The sequence below is a fragment of the Paenibacillus tepidiphilus genome, assembly GCF_008635795.1.
Taxonomy (GTDB): Bacteria; Bacillota; Bacilli; order Paenibacillales; family Paenibacillaceae; genus Paenibacillus_AQ; species Paenibacillus_AQ tepidiphilus.
On record NZ_VWRQ01000001.1, the window covers coordinates 85,091 to 101,854 of the forward strand.

The following is a 16,764-nucleotide window of genomic DNA, read 5'->3' on the forward strand; positions in this document are numbered from 1 at the left end:
TATACTAATGAAGGGATTGAGAGAATTGCCAACATACCCGAAGCTGGTGCGCGATGAAATTCCGGCGCTGATTGCCGCGCAAGGCCGCACCTGCACTACAAGCATTCTGGAGACGGAAGAGTACATAACGGCGCTGCGCACCAAATTATGCGAGGAAGCGGAAGAGTATCTGGCAGCGGATACCTCTGCGGAGGCACTGGAGGAATTGGCCGATCTGCTGGAGGTCATCCATGCACTTGCGGCACTTCACGGCGGTGACCCGGACAAGCTGGAGTTGATCCGTGCCCATAAGGCCGAGGAGCGCGGCGGATTCATGAAGCGGATTATGCTGCTGGGGGTAGAAGAGTAGGCTAAGGCTTGGACACTTCAAGCGCAGTTTGATAGAATCAAAAGCACGAATACAGCAATGCGGGAAAGGATGTTTGCAAATGACTCAGGATAACGCTTACAAGGTAAAATGGGGAATACTCAGCACAGGATGGATCGCCCACATGTTCGCAACGGATCTGGCCCATGCGAGCAATGGAATTGCTTACGCAGTAGGCTCGCGCAGTCAGGAAAGTGCTGATGAATTTGCCAAAAATCACGGCATTCCGGTCGCTTATGCCACTTACGAGGAACTGGTGAATGACCCGGAGGTAGATGCCATTTATATCGGAACACCGCATCCGTTCCACAAGGAGAATGCGCTGCTGGCACTGCGTGCCGGAAAGGCCGTACTGTGTGAAAAGCCGTTCACCGTCAACAGCGGTGAACTGGAAGAAGTGGTCTCTTACGCCCGCGAGCACAAGCTGTTCCTGATGGAAGCCATGTGGAGCCGTTACATTCCGGCCATCGTGAAGGTGCGGGAGTGGCTTGCCTCCGGACGAATCGGCGAGGTGCGGCTGGTGCAGGCCGATCTCGGCTTCAAGGCGGACTGGAACCCGCAAGGCCGTCTGCTTAATCCGGCACTGGGCGGAGGTAGCCTGCTCGATGTCGGCATTTATCCGATATCCTTTGCATCCATGGTGCTTGGGCCGAATCCCGAAGGTGTAGCCAGCACTGTCCATATCGGAGAGACCGGGGTGGACGAGCATTTCTCGCTGCTGCTCTCTTACGGCGGCGGCAAAGCGGCATCCCTCAGCGGCGGTGTGCGGCTGAACCTGCTGGAGGAAGCGCATGTGTTCGGCACCGAGGGCCATATCATTGTCAAAGGCACGCTCGTCAATCCGAAGTCGGCCGAGCTGTATGTCAATGGCGAGCTTGCTGAAGTGTTCGAGGACAGCCGGGAATCCGTCGGGTATTCCTTCGAAGCCGAGGAAGTGGGCCGCTGCCTGGAGGCCGGGCTGACGGAAAGCCCGGTCATGCCGCTCGATGAATCGCTGGCGATTATGCGGCTGCTGGACCAGATCCGCGGACAATGGGGACTGAAGTATCCGGGAGAAGAATAAGTCAGCTGCCCTTATTTTCATTTATAGCCCGGTTTGTCCTGCGTAACGGACACCAGCGCGCCTATTTGAGTGTACACGCTCATAAACTCGGCTAACCAGCGGAAATAGGTGCGTCTGTGTCCGTTAACCCGGCCAAACCGGGCTTTTTGTCGAAAAAAGTATATTCTGCATAGGGAACGCGGCAGTTGATTTACAGGAGGAGGAGTGGAGATGGGACTGGACAAGGAACGGTACGCAGGGTGTTTGCTGGGCCTGGCGGCGGGCGATGCGCTGGGAACTACGGCTGAATTCAAGGCGCCCGGCACGTTTGCGCCGCTTGAGGATATGACCGGCGGCGGCGTCTTCGGCCTGCAGGCCGGGCAGTGGACGGATGACACCTCGATGGCACTGTGTCTGGCGGAGAGCCTGCTGGAGCGGCAGGGCTTTGACCCGGCCGACCAAATGGCACGTTATCTCAGATGGTTCCGCCATGGTCACTTAAGCAGCACCGGTGAATGCTTCGATATCGGCAATGCCACCCGCGCGGCGCTGCTGCGCTTTGCGGCGGACGGCGAGCCCTACAGCGGCTCAGCCGATCCGCTGGCAGCCGGAAACGGCTCGATCATGCGGCTGGCACCGGTCGTCATGTATTACGCGGCCGATCCGCCGGCTGCCGTGGAATACGCCGCCCGCAGCTCCAGGACGACCCATGCGGCCGGCGAATGCCTGGCCGCCTGCCGGCTGCTGGCGGCGTACATTCTCGCCGGGCTGCACGGGTGGGGCAAGGAAGAGCTGCTTGCCCCGGACGCTTTCCGCGAATGGCTTCCGGAGGATAAGCTGACGCCGCATATCCTCAACATTCGCGATGGTTCTTACAAGGTTAAGGAGCCGCCTGAGATTCAGGGCACCGGATATGTGGTGGAATCGCTGGAAGCGGCGCTGTGGGCATTTCATCGCTCGGCAAGCTTCGCCGAAGGTGCGCTGCTGGCCGTCAATCTCGGCAACGACGCCGATACCACCGGCGCCGTGTACGGCCAGATCGCCGGCGCCTACTACGGCCGCTCCGCCATTCCCGCGCCGTGGCGGGAGAAGCTTGCCTTGGGCGGACTGATTGAGGAATACGCCGGCAGGCTGTTCACTGAACGGGCGCAGCGGTAAGCGGCGACCGGCCAGGAATGAATCGGCGGATGGGCAAGCAATTGCCACCATCAGCCTGCCTATGCTACAATTTTGTTAAATCTTGCAAATGAGGTGAACGGATGAGATACCGCATGGTTCCGAGGAATTAGGGATCGGGCTGGGGAAGACGCGTACCAGCCGCCAAGGGGGCAGTCTGCCCTTTGGACCAGATCCTTAAGACACTCGGAACGGTGCCGGATTGTCATCCTGACGAAGCCGGGACACCGGTCTGTTCAAGCCCTAAGGCTTGCGCAGGCGGATAGTGCCCGGCTTTTCTATACCCATTTGGAGATTGGAGCAGAAGTGTATGATCAAACAATGTATGGTTCAGTTCAGAGGCTGGATCTTGCTGCATATTGCGCTGGGATTTATCATCCAGGCTTTGGGCGCCCTGGAGATTGTAAAGCTACAGGAAATACTGGATACGGCCGTGGCCGGAAGCCCGCTGAAGACATTGACGGCCCTGATTGTAGTGTACGGTTTACTGCGCGGCGCTGCGGCGCTGCTGAATTATGTGGATGAGTATCCGAGCGCCCTGCTGGCGAACGGGATTCCGGAGCGGCTGAAGGTGCTGGCGCTGGCGAAGATTTCGCGTATGGACTATCAGGCCTATCAGAATATTGGCACGGGCCAGATGATCAAGGTCATCGAGAACGGGGCGGCGGCGGGCGGAGGGATGCTGAATTCTTTTGTGCTGCAGACGCTGCATGAGCTGCTGCCGACCATTCTGTTCAGCCTTATCTTCCTCGGTTTCTACGACATGCGGATTATGCTGGTGATTGCCGCCGGTTACGCCGTGGTCTTCGTGATCGCGGGCAGGCTGCTGAAGGTGCTCTACCGGATGAAGTCGTCCATTCTGGCAGAGCAGGAGGCGGTGTCCCGGTATTCGGTGCGCGGGTTTATGGAGCTGGTGGTGTTCCGGCTGAACAAGCGGTATAACCGGGAGATCGCTGCAATTGGCGCTTCGGCGCAGCATCTTGTCCGGCAAAGCGCCCGGCTGCAGATGATTCATGAGTCTTTTTTTGCCATATTCGAGGTGTTTATAACAGTGATCAAGGTGGGCGTTCTCCTCTATGGCGTGCGGAGTGTTGTGGCCGGCGGCACATCTCCCGGGGTACTGGTCGCCCTGATCATGTTCATTGATAAAGTCTATACCCCGATCGCCATCTTCAATGTGCTCTTCGTGAACTATAAGCTGAACCGGGTGGCGTATGAGCGCTTTGCGGAATTCATCCATGCGCCGGAGGACCGGAATCTGCATACCGGATTGGCGGTACAGGAGCTGCGGGGCGATATCGAGCTGAAGGATGTATCCTTCGCTTATGGCAATAACAGCATTCTGCGGGAGCTGACAGTCTCCATTGCGGGTGGGACGACGGTTTGCGCTGGTAGGCCCCAGCGGGAGCGGGAAGTCGACGGTGGCGAAGCTGCTGGCGGGTCTGCTCAAAAAAAGCGGCGGCTCCATCCTGCTGGACGGCCGCGAGCTGGACGAACTGAGCCTGGACAGCTACTATGACCATCTCTCTTATCTGTCCCAGGACAGTCCGGTCTTCGATACGACGATCCGGGGAAACATCGATTTTGATCAGCGGCTTACGGATGAGGAGCTGTATAACGTCCTGGACAAGGTATCCCTCATGAGCAAAGTTCTGGAGCTGCCGGATCGGCTAGATACTGAGGTCGGAGAGCGTGGACTGAAATTGTCCGGCGGTGAGCGGCAGCGGCTGGCCATTGCCCGCGCCATCGTGCAGCAGCGCAGCCTGATCATTCTGGATGAGCCGGTCTCGGCGCTCGACAACATTACGGAGAAGCGGATCATGGAGACCGTTCTGCATGAATTCAGGGAGAAGACCGTGCTCATTGTCGCGCACCGGCTGAATTTCATTCAGGAGGCCGATCAGATCCTGATGCTGGAGCACGGCGCTCTTGCGGGACAGGGGGACTTCGCTTCCCTGCTGCGGGGGTCCGCGCCCTTCCGAAAGCTATGGAATGACGGCAGGACTGCGGCGGCTGCTCCAGCCGAATCCGAAGGATACAACCGGACGCCGGAAAATGATACAATGATCTCCAGCTAATCACTCATGCAATGAATGCAGCCCGGCGCCAAGCCGCAGGAGGAGAATGACATGAAATCGATCACCGTGCAAAAGCTAACGGATACGTTTCATCTGGAGGTGCTTGCGGGAGCCGCCCGCATGGACCGCGAAATTACCCGCCCACGGACACACCGGCCGGGACTGGAATTTGTCGGGTACTTTGACTTTTTTCCGATGGAAAGGGTTCAGGTGCTCGGCCGCAAGGAAATTACTTACTTATTGACGCTCAGCGTAGAAGAACGCAGGCTGCATATCGGAAATATCGTGAAATACCATCCGCCTTGCTTCATTGTGACCTCGGGGCAGCAGGAGATTCCTTATCTGAAGCTGTTTTGCGATCAGGAGGGCATTCCGCTGCTGCGTACGACGGACACGACCACCGAGTTCATCGCGAAGCTCGACAGCTATCTGGTGAAGGCGCTGGCCCCCGAGCTGTCGATCCATGGGGTGTGCGTCAATGTCTCGGGCATCGGCATCCTGCTCAGAGGCAAATCCGGCATCGGCAAAAGCGAAACCGCCCACACCCTCATCCGCAGGGGCCACCGCTTCGTGGCGGACGATATTGTGGTGCTGAAGAAGCTGGGGCCGGCGACGCTGCTCGGATCGCACAATGAAACAACCCGTGAATTCCTGGCGCTGCGCAGTGTCGGGCTGATTAATGTGGTGCGCCAGTACGGGCGCCGGGCTTTTCAGGATGAGACGCGGATTGTGCTCGACATTGAGCTCGCACCATGGCGGGAGAACGCGCTGAACAATGAGCTGGAGGTCGTGCCGCAGTTCACGGAATATCTCGGCGTGCAGATTCCGCATCTGGAGATCCAGCTGCAGCCGGGACGCGATGTCGCCGGACTGATTGAAGCAGCGGCCAACAACTGGTATCTGAAGCAGCTTGGCTACAGTGCCGTGGAAGAGTTCATGCAGCGGATCGAGAACGGGATGCAGAGCTAAAGGCGCGGTCCTCATATGACGAAAGAAGCGGCGCTGGCCGCTTCTTTGTTCTTTTTAAGAGAATGAGAGGGCAGATATTTAGCAGCTTAAGGAATAGATCGCTTAAATCGCGGTTATATACTTATTACAAGTAACTATACTTCCCCCACGGATATCCATTTCGGTAATATGCCGGACGGCACTCTTCCCGATTTCATTCTAAATAAGAGACCCTAACCTGAACGATACTCTGTATGACGCTTTGCAGCCCGCATCGGCGTCTGCTTGCATGTCTGTAAACAAGCCTTGCTACTATCCTGCCTCGAAGCCCGTTCGCCGGTTTCAGCAGTGCCGCAAACGCTATGGAGGTGTTACCGTGATTGAACCCGAAGAGCATGCCCTTCAGGAACGTTCCGCTGCTCCTGAAGCTTCTGAAGAGGCATCTTCCTGTCCGGTGAGCTGGACGGATCTGCCGGAAATTAATGAAGGTCAAACCCTATTCTCTGTCTTGTGCTTTACCTTGGATGCGTTCCCGGAGAATTCTCGCGCCGGAGGGGAACAAACAAAGGATGTGTTAATGCATATGGCGGCCGGCCGGGTCGATGCAATGCTGAACAACACGGGGTGTTTCTATAAAGCCGAAGGCGGACGGATTATTGTCTTGAGCCGGGAGACGGCTCCCCGGGTAATTCACAGCATCGCGAGTGTGATATGCGCTGCGCTTGCCCGGGAATATGTTTACGCGAGTGCGATATATAACCTGAAGGTCCGCGCGGGAGCGGCCGTTGCCGCAGCGCCGGGAACCCCGTGGAGAACGGTTCTGGTCCAGGCGGAGCAGGCAATGAACGAGATTCCCCACGGGAGCAAAGAGTGTATTCGTCTTTATCGCGGGGACAGCGGCGGCCTGGAGGAGGAGCAGCCTTTGCGCAAGGCGGATTTACAGCGGGCGCTTGATCATAATGAATTCGTGCTCTATTATCAGCCGCGCATCGACCTGGGAAGCGGTGAGCTGAAGGGAATGGAAGCTTTGCTGCGCTGGGACCATCCCCGTTTAGGCCGGATTATGCCCGGCCGGTTCATTCCCCTTGCCGAAGACAGCGGGATGATCGGCCATCTGGGCCGGTGGGTGCTCGGAGAAGCCTGCCGCCAGGCCCGGGTCTGGAGCTGCAAATTGCTGAAGCCATTCCGGATGTCCGTCAATGTATCTGCCCACCAGCTGCAGCCGGAACTGGTGGAGGAGGTGTCAGCGGCGCTGCGGCAGCATAAGCTGGACGGGAGCTTCCTGGAGCTGGAGATTACAGAGAGCGCCATGGTGCGCAATATGAAGGAAGCGGTGCCGCTGCTGAATGCCGTCAAAGACTACGGAGTAAGCATCTCCATCGACGATTTCGGCAGAGGTTATACTTCGGTTCACTATTTAGAGTCCCTTCCGGCAGATTGCCTGAAGATCGACCGCAGCTTTCTGAACCGCAGCCTGAAGCAGCAGAAGAAGATTATCTCGGCGATCATTGCTCTGGGCAGAAGGTTCGGCCTGGAGATTGTGGGAGAGGGCGTTGAGACGCCGGAACAGCTGAAGGTGCTGCGGGAGCTGAACTGTGATACGGGCCAGGGATTCCTGTTCTCCAAGCCGATAGACAGTGAGGCCTTTGAGCTGGAATATTTGTCTTTCACTTAGGCTTAAGGCGATCCGCGAATTGTCTATGAAAACGCATCTAATTTTACGGGTATCCGGCGCGGACAATCTGTCATAAAATACGCCTGAGGGAAATGACGAAGGAGGTTCTACATGTCTACTATTAATTATCCGTTCCAGAATACGCAGCTTCCGCTTGAGGAAAGAGTAAGCGACCTGGTATCCCGGTTCACCCTGGAAGAGAAGGTTCAGCTCATGGTGCAATATCAAGCCGCCGTAGAACGGCTTGGCGTTAAGGCATATAAACATGGTACAGAAGCGGCGCATGGCATGGCCTGGCTGGGCGAAGCCACCGGTTATCCGCAGCCGATCGGTCTCGGATGCACCTGGGATACGGAGCTGATGCAGCGGATCGGCAGCGCGATTGGCGATGAAGCGAGGGGTTTCTTCAAGCGCAATCCGGAGATTAACGGGCTGACGCTCTGGGCGCCGACCGTCGATATGGAGCGCGATCCGCGCTGGGGCCGGACGGAAGAGGCCTACGGTGAAGATCCTGTGCTGACCGGCAAGCTGGCCTCCGCACTGGTACAGGGGATTCAGGGCGATCATCCCAAGTATTTGAAAGCGGTTGCCACGCTGAAGCATTTTATTGCCAATAATAATGAAGTCGGCCGCGGCGACACCTCGGTCAGCATTGATCCGCGCAATATGCGCGAATATTATTTGAAAGCGTTTGAAATTCCGTTCAAGGAAGGCGGCGCCCAGTCGATGATGACGGCGTACAACGCCATCAATGGCGTACCTGCTAACCTGAACCCGGATGTGAACGGCATCGTCAAGGAAGAGTGGGGCATGGACGGCTTCGTGGTCAGCGATGCGTTCGACGTCTCCGGCACGGTGCGCGACCACGGCTATCTGGAGACGCATAAGGAAGCCGTAGCCCGTTCGATCCGCGAAGGCGGTATTGACAGCCTTACGGATGACGATGCACTCATGAAGCAGTCGCTGCGCGAAGCGCTGGAGGAAGGCCTGCTTGCAGAGAGCGACCTGGACGCCGCGCTGCGCAATACCTTCCGTGTCCGCTTCCGGCTCGGCGAGTTCGATCCGGAAGAGGAGAATCCGTACGCAGCCATCGACGAATCGGCCATTCTGCATCCGGAGCATGCCAAGCTGTCGCGCGAAGCGGCCGGCAAGGCGGTCGTGCTGTTGAAGAACGAAGGCGGCATTCTGCCGCTTGCGGCCGACAAGCTGAAGAAGGTGGCCGTCATCGGACCGCTCGGCGGAACGGTGTACCGCGACTGGTACAGCGGTTCGCTGCCTTATGCCGTAACGCCGCTGCGGGGCATTCAGGAGAAGCTGGAGGCTTATGGCGGTAAGACGGCATTCGCCGGCGGCACGGACCGGGTCAAGCTGAAGGCCAAGCACAGCGGCCGCTACGTACAGGTGCAGGAAGGCGAGCAGGCGGCTCTGGCTGCAAGCGGCGAGAATGCCGGGCAGGCGGCCGTATTCGAGCTGACCGACTGGGGCTGGGACAGCCACACCGTCATTGCCGAAGACAACGGCCGTTATCTGACGACGGATGACCGGATTGTGAAGGCTTCGGCCGACCAGATCTGGGAATGGTTCACGAAGGAGGTGTTCCTGGTCCGTCCTTCGTCCGAAGGTCAGGATGGCGTAGGACAAGGCGTAACCTTCTCTACGTGGAACGATACGCCGGTAACGGTGAAGCGTGAGACCGGTGAGCTGCTGGTCGGCACCGGCAGCGCAGAAGAAACCGCCAATGAGATCAATGTGGCGGGTGCGGCTTCGGTGGCTGGCGGCGAAGACGAGCGTGTCAGCGCCGACGTGTTCGAAGTGGAGACCGTAACGGACAAATTCCAGGCCGCCAAAGAGATTGCAGGCGATGCCGACCTGGCGGTTGTCTTCGTCGGCAACCATCCGCTGATCAACGGCAAGGAGACCATCGACCGTCCGGACATTACATTGCCGGCGTCGCAGGAGCAGCTTATCAAGGAAGTGATGTCCGTCAATCCGAACACCGTGGTTGTCGTAGTGGGCAGCTACCCTTATGCGCTGAACTGGGTGAACGAGCATGTGCCGGCAGTTCTTTATACCACGCATGCCGGACAGGAGATCGGCAACGCCGTAGCCGACGTGCTGTTCGGCGACGTTAATCCGGCCGGACGCCTGAACATGACCTGGTATTCCTCGGTCGATCAGCTGCCGGAATTTATGGATTACGATGTAATCAAGCGCGGCAGAACCTATCAGTATTTCACCGGAGAGCCGCTGTATCCGTTCGGACACGGCCTGTCCTACAGCACGTTCCGCTATGACGGACTGGTGCTTGACCGGGAGCAGGCGGTTGCGGGACATGACGGAGAAGTCAGCATTACAGCCACCGTTACGAATACCGGTGACCGCGCGGGCGAAGAAGTCGTGCAGCTGTACGGCCATGCGGAGCACTCACGTGTGAAGCGTCCGCTGAAGCAATTGCTCGCTTTCCGGCGGATACTGCTCCAGCCGGGGGAAACGGCGGAGGTCAGCTTCACGCTGCCGTTGTCCGAGCTGGCGATCTGGGATGTGACCCGCGAGCGCTTCTGCATCGAGACGGGCAGCTACAGCTTCCTGGCCGGTGCTTCCTCCGCAAGTCTGCCGGTGAGCGCAACGCTTGCGGTTCAGGGTGAGGTCATCCCGCCGCGCGATCTGCGGCAGCCGGTGAAGGCGGTCAACTACGACGATTACGAGGGCATCCTGATCGGCGAATGCCGGGAAGGCGGCAGTGCGGCGGAAGTGGCCGGTGCCGGTGCCGGGGCTTCCGGCTGGATCGCGTTTGCAGACGCCGAGTTCGGCGAAGGCGTGAGCAGCGTCAAGCTGCGCGCAGCGGCTCCGGAGGCGGCTGTCGCTGAGATCCGGCTGCAGAGTCCGGAAGGACCGCTGGCCGGCACGGTGTCGCTGGCGGGCGAAGGCGCGCAGGAATGGCGCGACTATACCGCCGGTCTGAGCGGCGTAAGCGGCCGCCAGGACGTGTACATTGTGCTGAACGGCAAGGCCGCGCTGAGCACGGTTCAGTTTATGTAAGTGGAAGAGGTGCAGCCCGTTCTATGGGCTGGCGGATCATGGGGCCGACCCGGAGTCATCGAGACTCCGGGTCGGCTTCTTTTTACGGATGAGCGATGGTTAATCCGCATCTAGGAGCGAGAGGTAATGGACGGCACTAGAGCAGCCATTATTCAGAGATAATTGCATTTTGTACATCTAGATTTGTGGAAAACAGCCGTCTGAACGGGATAGTTGCACTTTGTACACTTATAATTCCCGATAACCGCCGAAATTGAGGTAACCTCTGGTTTTAGTTGTACGAAGTGCAGTTATATTGGTTATATTGGTCTACTAGGACGGAATAAGTGTACGAAATACAATTATTCTAGCTTTGATCCATTCAATGATCCATTCAATAATCTGGGCCACGAATCAACAGCCAGGAGCTGCGAACACCTGATCATTGCTTTTTAGTGGGTGCCATTTGTCTCTGCCTGCCCCTTTGACTTTAATTTGATATCAAACTATAATGGCCGTATGGAGACGAGAGATGTTATATCACTAATTTCAAAAATAAGAGAAAAGGTCAACCGGTTCATCGTCGCCGAGCTGGCGGAGAATGGGCTGGAGGGGATCGGCACCTCGCACGGGGACATTATCTATGCGCTGCTGCGGACGCCGCGTCTGACCATGGCTGAAATTTCCCAGCGTATCCACAAGGATAAGTCTACCGTCACCGCGCTTGTCGACAAATTGGTCCGGCTGGGCTATGTGGTCAAGGAGAGGGATCAGGTGGATGCCCGGGTGGTTTATGTAGCGTTGACCGGCAAAGGGCGCGAATTGGAGTCCTTATTTGAAGCTGTCTCGCAGGACATGCTGAATGTGTTCTACCGCAATGTTTCGGAGCAGGAGCAGCAGGAGTTGCTGCGTATTTTAGAAAAGATTCACAGGAATTTCTAATTTTTTTGCCTATTAGTTTGATATCAAACTAAATACACGGCAAACAGGAGGATACAAAGATGATTGATTATACGAAAGCATTGCCGGCACATAAAGAGAAGTATCTGGGTGACTATGATTTGTTTCTGGAAGTTTATGAGGGGAAGCGGGAGGGGGACCAGAGCCAGGGCCGGACTCAGAGCCAGGGCCAGAGTCAGAGTCAGACCTATCCGGTTACAGCAAGCCCGCCGGGCAGACCCCCGCTGTTATTCATCCACGGTGCCTATACGGGAAGCTGGATGTGGAGCAAGTTCATTCCGCATTTCTGCCAAGCCGGCTGGACCTGTTATGTGATGAACCTGCGCAGCCATTACAAGAGCAGACAGCTGGACCTGACCCGGGTTACCTTCGGGGATTACCTGGAGGATATCCGCGAGGTATTGGCGGAATGCGGTACTCCGCCGGTGCTGATCGGGTTCAGCATGGGCGGAATCCTCAGCCAGAAGCTGGCCGAGACCGAGGAGCTTGCCGGCATGGTCCTGATCGATTCCAGCATCAGCAGGGAAGTGCATGAAGCGGTACCCTACCGGCAACTGGAGCGGTTCGTACCCGGCATCATTATGCCTGCTCCGGCCCGTGCGGAGCTTTCCAGCATCGACGAATCTCCTGATGATATTGCCTTTCAGCGCAAATATCTGGGCATGGAGTCGGCATTGACCTATAGCGCTTTTTCATTCGCGGCGTATTCGGAGGGGGTATCGATCGACAGTGCAGCCATCACCTGTCCGGGCCTGGTGATTCAGGCGGTCCAGTCCGATGAGGACGACCGGCGTGGGCGGGTGATGGCGCAGCAGCTCCATGCCGATTACACAGCATTATGGAATACTACACATACCGGAGTGCTGGTGGGTCAGCGCTATAAGGAGACCGTGGATACCGTCTTGGAATGGTTAGGCCGCTTCCATGCCGGCTAAGCCGTCCATGTCTTCGACCACAGCTCCCGCTGGCAGACGGTCTTAAAGCCGAGCTTGGGATAGAAGTCCACTACGCCGCCGGTGCAGTAGGTCGCCCCTTCACGGGCAGTCCGCTTCATCAGCTCGGCGATGGCGATGGTTGCCAGACCCAGACCGCGGTGCTGCGGATCTGTGCACAAAGGCTCCAGGTAGGCATAATCGTTGACGCCGTCCATCCACATTCCGGCGTAACAGGCATACTCTCCATCCGGGGCTTTAATCACAACCGTAAGATCTTTGCGGAAATGCGGTCCGCTCTGCATCAGCCGTCTGGAGTCCAGATCATCGTCCGGCTCGTCGCCGTGATTGAAGCCCCGCCAGAGGACAGTGTTGATTTTGTGGATATCGTTCTCCTCTTCCAGCGTATGCAGGCTGTAACCTTCAGGCAGAGTGCGGTCCGGGAACCCGGCGTCGTAGTCATATGCACGGATCGGCTCGCTGTAGACTTGTTGATATCCCCTTTGGAGCAGTTGTTCTCTGAGCCCGTCTTCATAGTCATGGACCCGGACTTCAAGGCTGCGCTGACTGGCATCCTGCTTGCAGAGTTCCTGCTCGGCGTAGTCCAGCATTTCCGGCTTCAGAAAACCATAGCCCATTTTGGTGATAAAGTAGCATTCGCCCACATTCATTTCAAAGCAGGCAACGCCGACGATCTCACCGTCCTCTTCCCAGATTCCGTTCCTGTGCGCAAGCGGGTAACTGAACCAGGGATGGGTATGCGCGTACTCCCAGAAGGGCTGCGGGATATTGCCGCTGAGCTGATATTTAGTGAAATTATGGCGGAGCAGCTGGTTGACGGGTTCAAAATCGGCCAGCAGCCGGTACCGCCGGCAAGTGATGGTCATTGTTCATTCCTCCAGTCATTATGGAACGAATCGATCCTGCAGAACATGCTACCAGCAATTTTGCCCGCAGGATAGGCAGAGAACGGGTTAACGAAATTGGGGCATGGGAGTGATGCGGATATCATTGACAAAAAATGCAAGACGGCATATAGTGTTGTTAATTTATTTCAGTCAAATGCGCTGAAGAGGATCAGTAGATACGGGATTATACCAATCAGAGAACTGCCGGCCGGTGCGAGGCAGCGGGTATCCGTATTGAAGTGTCGCCTCCGAGCAGACCTGCCGAAATTGCAGTAGGGAGGTCCGGGATTCCGCCGTTACAAGGAAGCATCGTTGCTGGACGATGGCAGAGCGGGCATGCGAACAAGCATGCCAATCAGGGTGGTAACGCGGAGCAGCTCCGTCCCTTTAGGGATGGGGCTTTTTTGCGTGCTGCCAACTACATAACAACACTTTTAGAGGAGGAATTGACATGTTTCAGCCGTTTAACGAATCAGACCCGATCCTGTGCGCAGAAAGCTTTCTGAAAGACGAGGTGGCGAACAATCTGATCCATCAAATCAGTCGGGGAGCGGAATCCGTATGCCTGAAAAGCACCGCCGACGACATGATTTACGCCCAGTCGCCGGGCCACAGGGCATGGTTATGGTGTTCGAGGGAAGTTTCTGCAACCCGCAGAGAGGAACTGCTGAAGGAGCTCGTGCTTGAACTGAGCGGGAACGCACTGCCGGGTGTGGTCGGGGAGCCGGAGGTAACGGCAGCATTCGCCGAAATCTACGTTAGGGCTCAAGACGTGCAGGTTATCCAAGGGATGGCGATGACCGCCTATCATTGTCCGGTGCTGGAGCAGCCGCGAGCGGTCGTAGGAATGCTGCGGCAAGCCGTCCCGGAAGACGCTGCTGTAGTGGCGGAATATCTCGCCGGGTTTATGGCGGATGCCTTCGGCAGCCCAGTCGAACCGGCCAGTCAGCTCGCATCGGCCGAAGCCCGCATAGGCAGAGGGGACTTGTATCTGTGGATCAGTGAGGGGCAGCCGGTATGCATGGCCAGCGTTTCCATCCGCACCCCGCGCCACGCCCGGATCGGCATGGTCTATACCCCGCAGCCGCTGCGTAAGAACGGATATGCCAGCGCGCTGGTGGCGGGAGTATGCTCACTTCTGCTGGCCGAAGGGCGGGTGCCGGTTCTGTACGCCGATGTCGTGAACCCGGACTCCAACAAGGTATACCGGAGCCTCGGCTTTAAGGAATGCGGAACCGTTATTGAGTTTGACTTTGGCACGGTACTGCCCGGGTAAGCGTCAGTACAAGCAACCTCCGCTCCCGGCAGCTGGCAGTGTCTGCGGGCTATTGGCCCGCATGGACACAGCTGTATGCCCGGAATCAGCCTTGAGCTGCGGCAAGCAGCTCTTCCCGCGCGCCAAGCATCCAGGGATGAAGCAGCTTTAAGGAGGTACGCTGCTCCCGGATCGTGTCGAGATAAATCAGCACGCCCTGGTCCAGCTGTCCCTCGTTCACCTGCCGCCTGATATCGGCCGAACGGGGATTATACGCAAGATCGAAGGAGAGCTTGTCGCGATGAAGAGGATTTTGGCGGTAAGCGAGGCCTTGGGCTTCAGAGTGGTGTGGCATTCAATGGCGTCCAGAATGAGCTCCTCTGAAATGCCGAATATCTGCTCTGCCATTGCCCGCGACAGCTTCTGATGCACAATGCGCGAATATTGGTATTCGTCTGTGAGAATGTGTAGGCCAAGCGCTTGACTCGCCACTGATTTTACAATGATTCTTTGAATTGGAATGTAATCTTTCTTTATGGCAGACTCCGGTAAAGTAAATGGTTAAAATTTTCATCAACTAATGATAGTAACCGCTTACATTACGTTGTAGAATAGATGCACAGCGGTCCTATCCGCGACTTTCCTAGCAAGGGAGCAGGCCCATGAAGAGGTCTTTTTTCGGCAAAAAATATATTCCGTTCACCTACAAGACCATGATCCCGTATCTCGTGCTGGTGCTGCTGACGGATATGATTATCGGCTACATTGCCTACACGATGCTGATCCAGTCGAGAACGGAAATGGCGGAGACGAATATCCGTACGGCACTTAAGCAGACCCGGAGCAATATCGAATATCAGACGGATGAAATTACACGGATGGCCAATTCGCTGTTTCTGAACCTCACCTTTCAGAGTGCGCTGCAGTTCCGGGGCGAACCGCTGCAGAACATGCTGAAGATGCGGGATGACATCGTTCCCTATATGAAGGCACCGCTTCAGCTGTACGGTAACAGCCTGCGGCTGGCGCTCTATACCGTCAATGATTCCATGTATGACATTACAGGCGACGAAATGTGGACGCCTATCGGCCGGAGCGATTATTATGTGCTGTCTTACCGGGATATTGAGCATGCGGACTGGTTCCAGGCAATGATCGCGGAAGGACAAGACAGCTTCTGGCTGCAGGCCGACACCGATGCCGGTCTGGGCAATATCTCGTACGTGCGCAAGCTGGTCGCCTCGAACGCAGCCCCGGCCATTATCGGCTATGTCCGGGTTACCGCACGGATTGACGAGTTGTTCGGCAATTTCGATGCGTTCCCCATCGGGCAGGGAATGAATCTGCGGCTGATTGATACGGCAGCTGGTACGAGTATCTATGGGAAAGGGCAGGTCAATCCGGCCGCCGGGAAGAATGATTATCTGGTCATCAGCGAAGAGCTGTCCTTGCCGGGCTACGCCATTGAAGCACGGGTGCCCCACGCTTATCTGTACAAGGATGCGAGCCGGATGCAGCGGGCAATTACTGCCGTATGCTCCATCAGCTTCCTGATCATGGCGCTGATTGGCTTTCTGGTGGCCCGGCTCTCCGGCAAAAAAATCAAGCGGATCGTCACCCTGGTCCGTTCGTTTCAGGAAGGGAATTTCTACAAGCGGATCGGGTTCGGGGGCAACGATGAGTTTGGTTATATTGCTGGTGCGTTCAACCAGATGGCGACAAGCATTCAGGAGCTGATCCGCAACGTCTATGTGCAGGGCATCCAGAAGAAGCAGGCGGAGCTGGATGTGCTGCAGGCCCAGATCAGCCCGCATTTTCTGTACAATACATTATCGACCATCGTCAGCCTGGCCAATCTGGGCGAGGTGGAGAAGGTGACGAGGATGGTGCAGGGCTTGTCGAAGTTCTACCGGCTTACCCTGAATGAAGGAAGGGTGTATATCACGCTGGAGCAGGAGCTGGAGCAGGTCAGGATGTATCTGGAAATCCAGCGGGTCAAGTATGCGGACACCTTTGAGGTCTATCTGGATGTCGATCCGGATATCCTGCAGGTTCCCATGCTGAAGCTGATCCTGCAGCCGTTTGTCGAGAATATATTCAAGCATGCCTGGTTCGGCGAGACGATTGCCATCCGCATTACCGGCAGGCGTGCCGGGGACAGGATCGAGCTGAAGGTGATCGACAACGGGATCGGGATGCGGCCGGAGAACCTGGAGCAGATGCGGTCAAATCCCGCCCACTCGGGCAGCTACGGGCTGAAGAATGTGGAGGAGCGCATCAAGCTGCGTTACGGCAATGAATTCGGCATCGACATCGGCAGCATATACGGGGCGGGTACGACGGTCCGGATTATTCTGCCGGTGGACAATGAAGAGATCCGCGAAAGCTTAGGAGAGCAGGTGTAA

14 protein-coding genes and 1 other annotated feature are annotated in these 16,764 nt (G+C 56.8%); of the genes, 12 read left to right on the plus strand and 2 right to left on the minus strand.

The window, feature by feature from the left end:
* The first annotated feature begins 25 nt into the window (after positions 1-25).
* The 10 genes from F1379_RS00410 (at position 26) to F1379_RS00450 (ending at position 12,199) form a co-directional block, all read left to right on the plus strand.
* On the plus strand, positions 26-349 hold the full coding sequence (locus F1379_RS00410) for a nucleoside triphosphate pyrophosphohydrolase (RefSeq protein WP_150265844.1): 324 nt from the start codon (positions 26-28) through the stop codon (positions 347-349).
* Positions 350-428: 79 nt separating this feature from the next.
* Complete coding sequence (locus F1379_RS00415; RefSeq protein ID WP_150265154.1) at positions 429-1,430, plus strand: Gfo/Idh/MocA family protein; 1,002 nt, start codon at positions 429-431, stop codon at positions 1,428-1,430.
* A 210-nt stretch (positions 1,431-1,640) separates the two neighbouring features.
* A complete protein-coding gene (locus F1379_RS00420) occupies positions 1,641-2,567 on the plus strand; it encodes an ADP-ribosylglycohydrolase family protein (protein ID WP_150265156.1) in 927 nt (308 codons plus the stop codon).
* A gap of 328 nt (positions 2,568-2,895) precedes the next feature.
* Entirely contained in the window at positions 2,896-4,104 is a 1,209-nt protein-coding gene (locus F1379_RS00425) for an ABC transporter transmembrane domain-containing protein (RefSeq protein ID WP_239004497.1), read from the plus strand.
* Positions 4,007-4,663: an ATP-binding cassette domain-containing protein gene (locus F1379_RS30145; RefSeq protein WP_239004498.1), complete on the plus strand. Its 657-nt coding sequence runs from the start codon at positions 4,007-4,009 to the stop codon at positions 4,661-4,663. The genes F1379_RS00425 and F1379_RS30145 overlap by 98 nt, the downstream gene beginning before the upstream one ends.
* A 51-nt stretch (positions 4,664-4,714) precedes the next feature.
* Entirely contained in the window at positions 4,715-5,632 is a 918-nt protein-coding gene (hprK, locus tag F1379_RS00430; protein ID WP_150265158.1) for an HPr(Ser) kinase/phosphatase, read from the plus strand.
* A 355-nt stretch (positions 5,633-5,987) separates the two neighbouring features.
* Positions 5,988-7,286, plus strand: coding sequence for a putative bifunctional diguanylate cyclase/phosphodiesterase (locus F1379_RS00435; protein ID WP_162551036.1), 1,299 nt, complete (start codon positions 5,988-5,990; stop codon positions 7,284-7,286).
* A 111-nt stretch (positions 7,287-7,397) separates the two neighbouring features.
* On the plus strand, positions 7,398-10,325 hold the full coding sequence (locus F1379_RS00440) for a glycoside hydrolase family 3 protein (RefSeq protein WP_150265164.1): 2,928 nt from the start codon (positions 7,398-7,400) through the stop codon (positions 10,323-10,325).
* Positions 10,326-10,823: 498 nt separating this feature from the next.
* Positions 10,824-11,246 carry a MarR family winged helix-turn-helix transcriptional regulator gene (locus F1379_RS00445; protein ID WP_150265166.1) on the plus strand — a complete coding sequence of 141 codons (423 nt, stop codon included), beginning with the start codon at positions 10,824-10,826 and terminating at the stop codon, positions 11,244-11,246.
* A gap of 59 nt (positions 11,247-11,305) precedes the next feature.
* Complete coding sequence (locus F1379_RS00450) at positions 11,306-12,199, plus strand: alpha/beta fold hydrolase (protein ID WP_150265169.1); 894 nt, start codon at positions 11,306-11,308, stop codon at positions 12,197-12,199.
* Here the strand turns inward: F1379_RS00450 and F1379_RS00455 are convergent.
* Entirely contained in the window at positions 12,196-13,083 is an 888-nt protein-coding gene (locus F1379_RS00455; protein WP_150265171.1) for a GNAT family N-acetyltransferase, read from the minus strand. The two genes, F1379_RS00450 and F1379_RS00455, sit on opposite strands and share 4 nt — an antisense overlap.
* A gap of 171 nt (positions 13,084-13,254) precedes the next feature.
* Positions 13,255-13,494: a binding site (T-box leader), on the plus strand.
* A gap of 61 nt (positions 13,495-13,555) precedes the next feature.
* Between F1379_RS00455 and F1379_RS00460 the strand changes: the two genes are divergently transcribed.
* Entirely contained in the window at positions 13,556-14,380 is an 825-nt protein-coding gene (locus F1379_RS00460; RefSeq protein WP_150265173.1) for a GNAT family N-acetyltransferase, read from the plus strand.
* An 85-nt stretch (positions 14,381-14,465) separates the two neighbouring features.
* Here F1379_RS00460 and F1379_RS00465 read toward each other — a convergent pair whose 3' ends face one another.
* Positions 14,466-14,714 (minus strand): hypothetical protein, encoded by a 249-nt coding sequence (locus F1379_RS00465; RefSeq protein WP_150265176.1) that lies wholly within the window; start codon positions 14,712-14,714, stop codon positions 14,466-14,468.
* Between the two features lie 307 nt (positions 14,715-15,021).
* Between F1379_RS00465 and F1379_RS00470 the strand changes: the two genes are divergently transcribed.
* Positions 15,022-16,764: a sensor histidine kinase gene (locus F1379_RS00470; protein ID WP_150265178.1), complete on the plus strand. Its 1,743-nt coding sequence runs from the start codon at positions 15,022-15,024 to the stop codon at positions 16,762-16,764.

Bases quoted from the DNA above. Each gene is read 5' to 3' on its own strand.
- F1379_RS00415 (WP_150265154.1), top strand. From the start codon at position 429: ATGACTCAGGATAACGCTTACAAGGTAAAATGGGGAATACTCAGCACA.
- F1379_RS00420 (WP_150265156.1), top strand. From the start codon at position 1,641: ATGGGACTGGACAAGGAACGGTACGCAGGGTGTTTGCTGGGCCTGGCG.
- F1379_RS00425 (WP_239004497.1), top strand. From the start codon at position 2,896: ATGATCAAACAATGTATGGTTCAGTTCAGAGGCTGGATCTTGCTGCAT.
- hprK (WP_150265158.1), top strand. From the start codon at position 4,715: ATGAAATCGATCACCGTGCAAAAGCTAACGGATACGTTTCATCTGGAG.
- F1379_RS00440 (WP_150265164.1), top strand. From the start codon at position 7,398: ATGTCTACTATTAATTATCCGTTCCAGAATACGCAGCTTCCGCTTGAG.
- F1379_RS00445 (WP_150265166.1), top strand. From the start codon at position 10,824: ATGGAGACGAGAGATGTTATATCACTAATTTCAAAAATAAGAGAAAAG.
- F1379_RS00450 (WP_150265169.1), top strand. From the start codon at position 11,306: ATGATTGATTATACGAAAGCATTGCCGGCACATAAAGAGAAGTATCTG.
- F1379_RS00455 (WP_150265171.1), bottom strand. From the start codon at position 13,083: ATGACCATCACTTGCCGGCGGTACCGGCTGCTGGCCGATTTTGAACCC.
- F1379_RS00460 (WP_150265173.1), top strand. From the start codon at position 13,556: ATGTTTCAGCCGTTTAACGAATCAGACCCGATCCTGTGCGCAGAAAGC.
- F1379_RS00465 (WP_150265176.1), bottom strand. From the start codon at position 14,714: ATGCCACACCACTCTGAAGCCCAAGGCCTCGCTTACCGCCAAAATCCT.
- F1379_RS00470 (WP_150265178.1), top strand. From the start codon at position 15,022: ATGAAGAGGTCTTTTTTCGGCAAAAAATATATTCCGTTCACCTACAAG.